Below are 5,871 nucleotides of genomic sequence, written 5' to 3'. Positions count from 1 at the left end.
GTCGACGCGGTGATCCGGGGCGAGGCCGTGGCGACCCGGGCCGGGACCGTGGCGACCCGCGGACGGGGTGCCGCGGCCCCCCGGTAGCGTTACCCGCATGCGCATCGGGATGGCTCTCAACTACAGCGGCGGCTTCGCCGAGACGGCCGCGGAGGCCGCGGACCTCGAGCGGGCGGGGCTGGACATCGCGTTCGTCCCCGAGGCCTACTCGTTCGACGCGGTGAGCCAGCTCGGGTACCTCGCGGCCAAGACCTCGACCATGGAGTTGGCCTCGGGCATCCTGCAGATCTACACCCGCACGCCCACCCTGACCGCCATGACCGCCGCCGGCCTGGACTTCGTCTCCGACGGCCGCTTCGTCCTGGGCCTCGGTGCCTCCGGCCCGCAGGTCGTAGAGGGCTTCCACGGCGTGCGCTACGACGCGCCGCTGGCCCGCACGCGAGAGGTCATCGAGATCTGCCGCAAGGTGTGGCGCCGGGAGAAGCTCGTGCACGACGGCGCCAAGTACCAGATCCCGCTGCCCGCCGACCAGGGCACGGGCCTGGGCAAACCGCTCAAGCTCATCAACCACCCGGTGCGGGAGAACATCCCGATCGTGCTGGCGGCGCTCGGACCGAAGAACGTGCAGCTGGCCGCCGAGATCGCCGACGGGTGGCAGCCGCTGTTCTTCCACCCCGAGAAGGCCCACCTGGCGTGGGGCGACCCGCTGGCCGCGGGGCGTGCGAAGCGCGATCCCGCTCTCGGTGAGCTCGAGGTCTACGCCGGGCCCCCGCTGGCGATCTGCGAGGAGCACGAGGTGCCGGGCTACCTGGATCTCGTTCGCCCTCACCTGGCCCTCTACATCGGTGGCATGGGCGCCCGCGGCAAGAACTTCTACAACGAGCTCGCGTGTCGCTACGGCTACGAGGCCGAGGCCGCGCTCATCCAGGACCTGTACCTGGACGGCAAGAAGGAGGAGGCCGCGGCCGCGGTCCCCGACGAGCTCGTCCGGTCGGTCTCGCTGATCGGCCCCGAGTCGTACGTGGCCGAACGGGTCGAGGCGTTCCGTGAGGCCGGTGCCACCACCCTCACCGTCGTTCCCATGGCGCTCGACGCCCCGGGGCGTCTCCGTCTGGTGGAGCAGTTCCGCGAGCTCTGCTGAACCCCCTGGTACGACGAACGCCCCGCGGTGGTCAGCCGCGGGGCGTTCTCGGTGTTCTCGGTGTTCTCGGTTTCCCGGGGGCTGGTCAACCCCGGTCAGACGAGGTCGACCACCACGTTCTTGAGCACGGGGGCGTCGTCCCGCTCGGCGGCCGTGGCCGCCACGAGCAGACGCGAGGAGTCCTCCCACACCCGTATCCGCATCGTCTCGCCGGGGAAGAAGATCCCGCCGAACGTCACGCCGTAGCCGCGGACCCGCTCGACGTCGCCACCGAGCACCTCGTCCACGACGGCCCGTAGCACCATTCCGTAGGAGCACAGGCCGTGGAGGATCGGCCGCGGGAACCCGGCCGCCTCGGCGAACGCGGGATCGGAGTGCAGCGGGTTGCGGTCACCGCAGAGGCGGTAGAGCAGTGCCTGCTGGGGCAGGCTCGCGACCTCGAGGGTGTGGTCGGCGTCCCGCTCGGGGTACTCGACCTTCTCGGAGGTCCCGCGCTCGCCGCCGAAGCCACCCTCGCCGCGTGCGAAGATCCCGGACCGCGAGGTCCACAGCTTCTCGCCCTCGGCGGAGACGGTCTCGGACTCCTGGATGATCACCGCGGCAGAGCCCTTGTCCTGGATCTCGGCGATCCTGGTCGTGGTGACGGCGGTGCCGGCCGCGGGGATCGGGCGGTGCACCTCGACGGACTGGCTGCCGTGCACGACCTTGGCCAGGTCGATCTCGACCCCGGGGAAGGACACCCGCGGCGCCTCGGTGACGTTCATCGTGGCTGCGACGGTGGCGAACGACGGCAACACCTTGGGATGCAGGTCGTCCACGTAGCCCAGCCCGGCGGTGTCCATCGGGTTCCCGGCCGCGCCGACTCCGAGCGCGTAGAGGGCCACGTCGGAGGCGGTCCAGGAGAACTCCTGCGAGGGAAGCTCGGCCCCCAGGGCAATCGAGAGGTCGATCGGCACGGTCAGACTCCCGTCTTGTCGGTGGTGGGCCCGGTGGTCGTCGCCTCGGTGGCGGGCCGGGCGGTGGCGCCGGCCAGCATGTGCTCGACCGCGAGGTACCCGAAGACCATCGCGGGACCGATTGTCGCCCCGGGTCCGGCGTAGGTGTGGCCCATGACCGGCGACGACGCATTGCCGGCGGCGTACAGCCCCTCGATCACGGAGCCGTCCGACCGGAGCACGCGGCCGTGGACGTCGGTGTTCGCCCCACCCTTGGTCCCGAGGTCCCCGGGTACCATCTTGGCGGCGAAGAACGGGGCCTTGCGGACGGGGCCGAGGCTCGGGTTGGGCTTGTTGGTGGGGTCACCGTAGTAGTGGTCGTACCCCGAGACGCCGCGCTTGAAGTCCTCGTCGACGCCCTTCTCGGCGAAGCCGTTGAACCGGGTGGCCGTCTTCTGCAGCGCGTCGGCCGGGACCCCGATCAGCCCGGCGAGTTCGGCGAGGGTGTCCGCCTTGTGGAAGTTCTCCGTCTCGAGCCACTTCTTCGGCAGCGGCTGCTTCGCCTGGAGACCGGCGAAGAGGTACCGGTTCTTGTACTCCTGGTCGAAGATGATCCAGGCCGGGACGTTCTCGCCCTCGGCTCCCTCCTGGTCGGCGGGGGCCTGGCCGTACTCGCCGCCGTACATCCGGTGGCCGGCCTCGACGTACGGCAGCGACTCGTTCATGAACCGCTCGCCGCGCGAGTTGACGAGGAACGAGCAGGGCAGGGACCGCTCGGCGAGCGCGAACCACGGACCGCGGGGGAGCAGGATCGTGGGACCCCACCAGGCGTCCTCCATGAAGGCCAGTTCCGCCCCCACCTTCTCCATGTACTCGATCCCCTCACCGGTGTTGCCGGCGGCGCCGACCGTCCACGAGGTGGGGATGGGCTGACGCTGGTACTTGTCGCGCATCTCCTGGTTGTGCTCGAACCCGCCCGAGCCGATGATCACGCCTCGACGGGCGCGGAGGGTCTGCTCCTCGCCGCCGCGGGTCACGGTGATGCCGACGACCCTCTCGTCCCGGCCGCTGCCCTCGGTGACCAATCCGGTCATCGGCGTGTTGAGCCACACCGGGACGCCCGCGTCCAGGAGGCCCTTGCGCATGGCGGCGATGAGCGCGCGGCCCATGCCCACCATGTTGGCCCCACGGGCCTTCGCCAGCAGCATGCGCATGGTCACACGGACCGAGCGCCGGAAGCCCTTGGTGGTGGGGCGTTGGAGAAGGTTGAGCCAGCGGTAGTCGGACTGCTTGACCACCATGTTCGCCGGGGCCTTGGCGTAGGGGGGCTCGAGCCTCGTCGCCTCGGAACCCAACTGGCGCAGATCGAAGGGCTTGGGCTCGACGGACCTGCCGCCGAGTCGTCCTCCCGGGGCCTCGGGGTAGTAGTCCGAGTAGTCGACCACCCACTCCATCTCGAGGGGGGAGTTGTCGAGGACGAACTCGAGGACCTCGGGGCCGCGGTCGACGTACACGTCGATCCGCTCCGGGGCCACCACGTCGCCGACGATCGCCCGGAGGTAGGTCCGGGCGGCCTCCGGGGTGTCCTGGACCCCGTCCCGCCGGAGCACCGAGTTCCCCGGGATCCACACGCCGCCTCCGGAACGGGCGGTGGAGCCACCGTAGTGCGGTGCCTTCTCCACGAGGACCACGCTGAGGCCCTTCTTCGCTGCTGCGAGGGCGGCCGTCATGCCTGCTCCACCGCTACCGACGACGACGACGTCGAACTCCTGGTCTGCCATGTAGAACACGTTATAGAACCGGGGGCTCGAGCGCCAGACGGTCGAGGTAGCATCCCGGTCATGCTCAACGAGGAGACCCGCGCCACACTTGCCCAGCACCTCTGGGACGCCGAGGCCGACGTGGCGCCCATCGCGCCGCTCACCGTCGACCACCCCGACATGACCCCGGATGACGCGTTCGAGATCCAGCTCGTCAACATCCGCCGCAAGCTCGCCGCCGGTGCGGTGGTCACGGGGCACAAGGTGGGCCTGGCCTCCAAGGCGATGCAGGAGATGATGGGCGTCGACGAACCGGACTACGGCCATCTCCTCGACACCATGGAGTACCCCGAGGGGGCGCCCGTCGAGGCTGCTCGCTTCTGCTTCCCGCGCGTGGAGGTCGAGGTGGGCTTCATCCTCGGTGCTGACATCCCGCCGGAGGGGTGCTCGCAGGAGGAGGCCGCCGCCGCCATCGAGTGGGTCGTGCCGTCGATCGAGCTCATCGACTCGCGCATCCGCGACTGGAAGATCAGCCTGCCCGACACGATCGCGGACAACGCCTCGTCCTGTGGGTACGTGGTGGGGCAGCAGCGTGTGCGGTTGGCGGATCTCGACGTCGCCGCGATCGACGCGACCCTCTACAAGAACGGCGAGTTCCTCGCCTCCGGCCGCTCCGACGCGGTCCTGGGCAACCCGCTCAACTCGGTGGGCTGGTTGGCCTCGACGGTCGCCAAGTTCGGCGTCCGCCTCCGCAAGGGCGACGTGATCCTGCCCGGCACCGCGATCCGCGCCATGGACGCCGCTCCCGGCGATTCCTTCCGTGCCGAGTTCGCGGGCCTGGGCGACGTGACCATGGAATTCAGCTAGCGCGGGGGTTTAGCCAGCGCGGGAGTTCGGCGAGCGCGGGAGTTCGGCGAGCGCGCCCCTCTTCTCCTCGCGGTCCGTCGTCGTCAGCGGTCCGCCCCCATCGCGCGACTGGCGGCCGCCGCCACCCTGGCGACCAGCGGCTCCAGTCGCGCGAGTGCCGCCTCGTCGGCTGCGCTCGCGGACAGCGCCGCCACCGCACGGGTGCCGCTGATGCCCTCCTCGTCGTCGTCGTCGAACACCGGCGCGGCCACGCAGAAGAGGCCGGGTGTGAGCTCGGCTCGATCCACCGCCCGTCTCCTGCGCCGGATCTCCGCCAGCTCCACGGCGAGCGCGTCCGGCGAGGTCAGGGTGGTATCGGTCCAAGCAACCATCGGGCCCTGCGCCACCCGCTCGGCGGCCGCGTCGTCGAATGCCAACATCGCTTTGCCCACTCCGGTGCAATAGGCCGGCAATCCGCCGCCGATCCGCGACGGCGACGGGATCGGCCGCGGACCGTGCAGTTTGTTGAGATACACCACCTCGTCACCGTGCAGGGTGGCGAGGTGCACCGTCGCGCGGGTCGCCTCGAAGAGGTGCGCGAGGAACGGTGTGAGTACGCGGCGGGTCCGCTCGTATGCCGGCGAGGCGGGAATCGGATCCAGCTCGTGCACCAGCGGCCCCAGACGATAGCGCTGGCCGATACGTGTCACCGCCTCGTTCCGTTCGAGCGCGGCCAGTAGTCGAAGGGTCGTGGACTTGGCCAGCCCCGCCTCACGGGAGATCTCGCTCAGCGTCAGACCGGTGCCCGCCGCCGTCACCCGTAGCACGTCGAAGGCGCGGTCGACGGGGGAGGCGGGCGGTTCGTTCATGCGCTGAGTGTAGCGCGGAGGCCCGACATTGCCGCACGTTCCAATCGAACACTTGCGCTAATGTGATGGCGGCGATAGTGTAGTACACATGTTCGAGTCGGGTGCGGCCAGGGAGGGGTGGCGGTGGTGAGTGTGACGACGACGAGTTCGTTCGCGTCCGGGCCGCTTCGTGCCGTGCCCGAGCCCTTGGGCACGCTCGGGGCCGAGGCGTTGAGTGAGGTGGCGCGGTCGGCGACGCTGGCGCAGAACCTCGCCGCGGCCACCCGGCTGCAGGCCGCGCACCACCTCGTGGAGGCCATGGGTCGGCTCGACCGGGAGGC

At 70.4% G+C, this 5,871-nt stretch carries 5 protein-coding genes and 1 pseudogene; 3 read left to right on the top strand and 3 right to left on the bottom strand.

Going from position 1 to position 5,871, the window contains the following annotated elements:
* Window positions 1-97 precede the first annotated feature (97 nt).
* Window positions 98-1,141 carry an LLM class F420-dependent oxidoreductase gene (locus G6027_RS03735; RefSeq protein ID WP_182635523.1) on the top strand — a complete coding sequence of 348 codons (1,044 nt, stop codon included), beginning with the start codon at window positions 98-100 and terminating at the stop codon, window positions 1,139-1,141.
* Between the two features lie 95 nt (window positions 1,142-1,236).
* Here the strand turns inward: G6027_RS03735 and G6027_RS03730 are convergent, their stop codons facing one another.
* Window positions 1,237-2,097 carry a MaoC/PaaZ C-terminal domain-containing protein gene (locus tag G6027_RS03730; protein WP_182635521.1) on the bottom strand — a complete coding sequence of 287 codons (861 nt, stop codon included), beginning with the start codon at window positions 2,095-2,097 and terminating at the stop codon, window positions 1,237-1,239.
* Window positions 2,098-2,099: 2 nt separating this feature from the next.
* On the bottom strand, window positions 2,100-3,857 hold the full coding sequence (gene kstD / locus G6027_RS03725) for a 3-oxosteroid 1-dehydrogenase (protein ID WP_182635519.1): 1,758 nt from the start codon (window positions 3,855-3,857) through the stop codon (window positions 2,100-2,102).
* Between the two features lie 60 nt (window positions 3,858-3,917).
* On the opposite strand from kstD, the gene G6027_RS03720 reads away from it, so the two are divergent.
* Complete coding sequence (locus G6027_RS03720; protein ID WP_182635511.1) at window positions 3,918-4,703, top strand: 2-keto-4-pentenoate hydratase; 786 nt, start codon at window positions 3,918-3,920, stop codon at window positions 4,701-4,703.
* Between the two features lie 83 nt (window positions 4,704-4,786).
* Here G6027_RS03720 and G6027_RS03715 read toward each other — a convergent pair whose 3' ends face one another.
* Window positions 4,787-5,551, bottom strand: a complete 765-nt coding sequence (locus tag G6027_RS03715; RefSeq protein ID WP_182635502.1) for an IclR family transcriptional regulator — start codon at window positions 5,549-5,551, stop codon at window positions 4,787-4,789.
* Window positions 5,552-5,683: 132 nt separating this feature from the next.
* Between G6027_RS03715 and G6027_RS03710 the strand changes: the two are divergent.
* Window positions 5,684-5,871 (top strand): annotated as a pseudogene (locus tag G6027_RS03710) (hypothetical protein); the annotation flags it as partial.

The organism is Dietzia sp. SLG310A2-38A2 (assembly GCF_014145095.1).
Classification (GTDB): Bacteria; Actinomycetota; Actinomycetes; order Mycobacteriales; family Mycobacteriaceae; genus Dietzia.
Note: the sequence above shows the minus strand (reverse complement) of the source record. Positions and strands in the feature narration are given on the sequence as shown.

Excerpts from the sequence above, each read along its gene's own strand:
- G6027_RS03735 (WP_182635523.1), top strand. The coding sequence starts at position 98 with ATGCGCATCGGGATGGCTCTCAACTACAGCGGCGGCTTCGCCGAGACG.
- kstD (WP_182635519.1), bottom strand. The coding sequence starts at position 3,857 with ATGGCAGACCAGGAGTTCGACGTCGTCGTCGTCGGTAGCGGTGGAGCA.
- G6027_RS03720 (WP_182635511.1), top strand. The coding sequence starts at position 3,918 with ATGCTCAACGAGGAGACCCGCGCCACACTTGCCCAGCACCTCTGGGAC.
- G6027_RS03715 (WP_182635502.1), bottom strand. The coding sequence starts at position 5,551 with ATGAACGAACCGCCCGCCTCCCCCGTCGACCGCGCCTTCGACGTGCTA.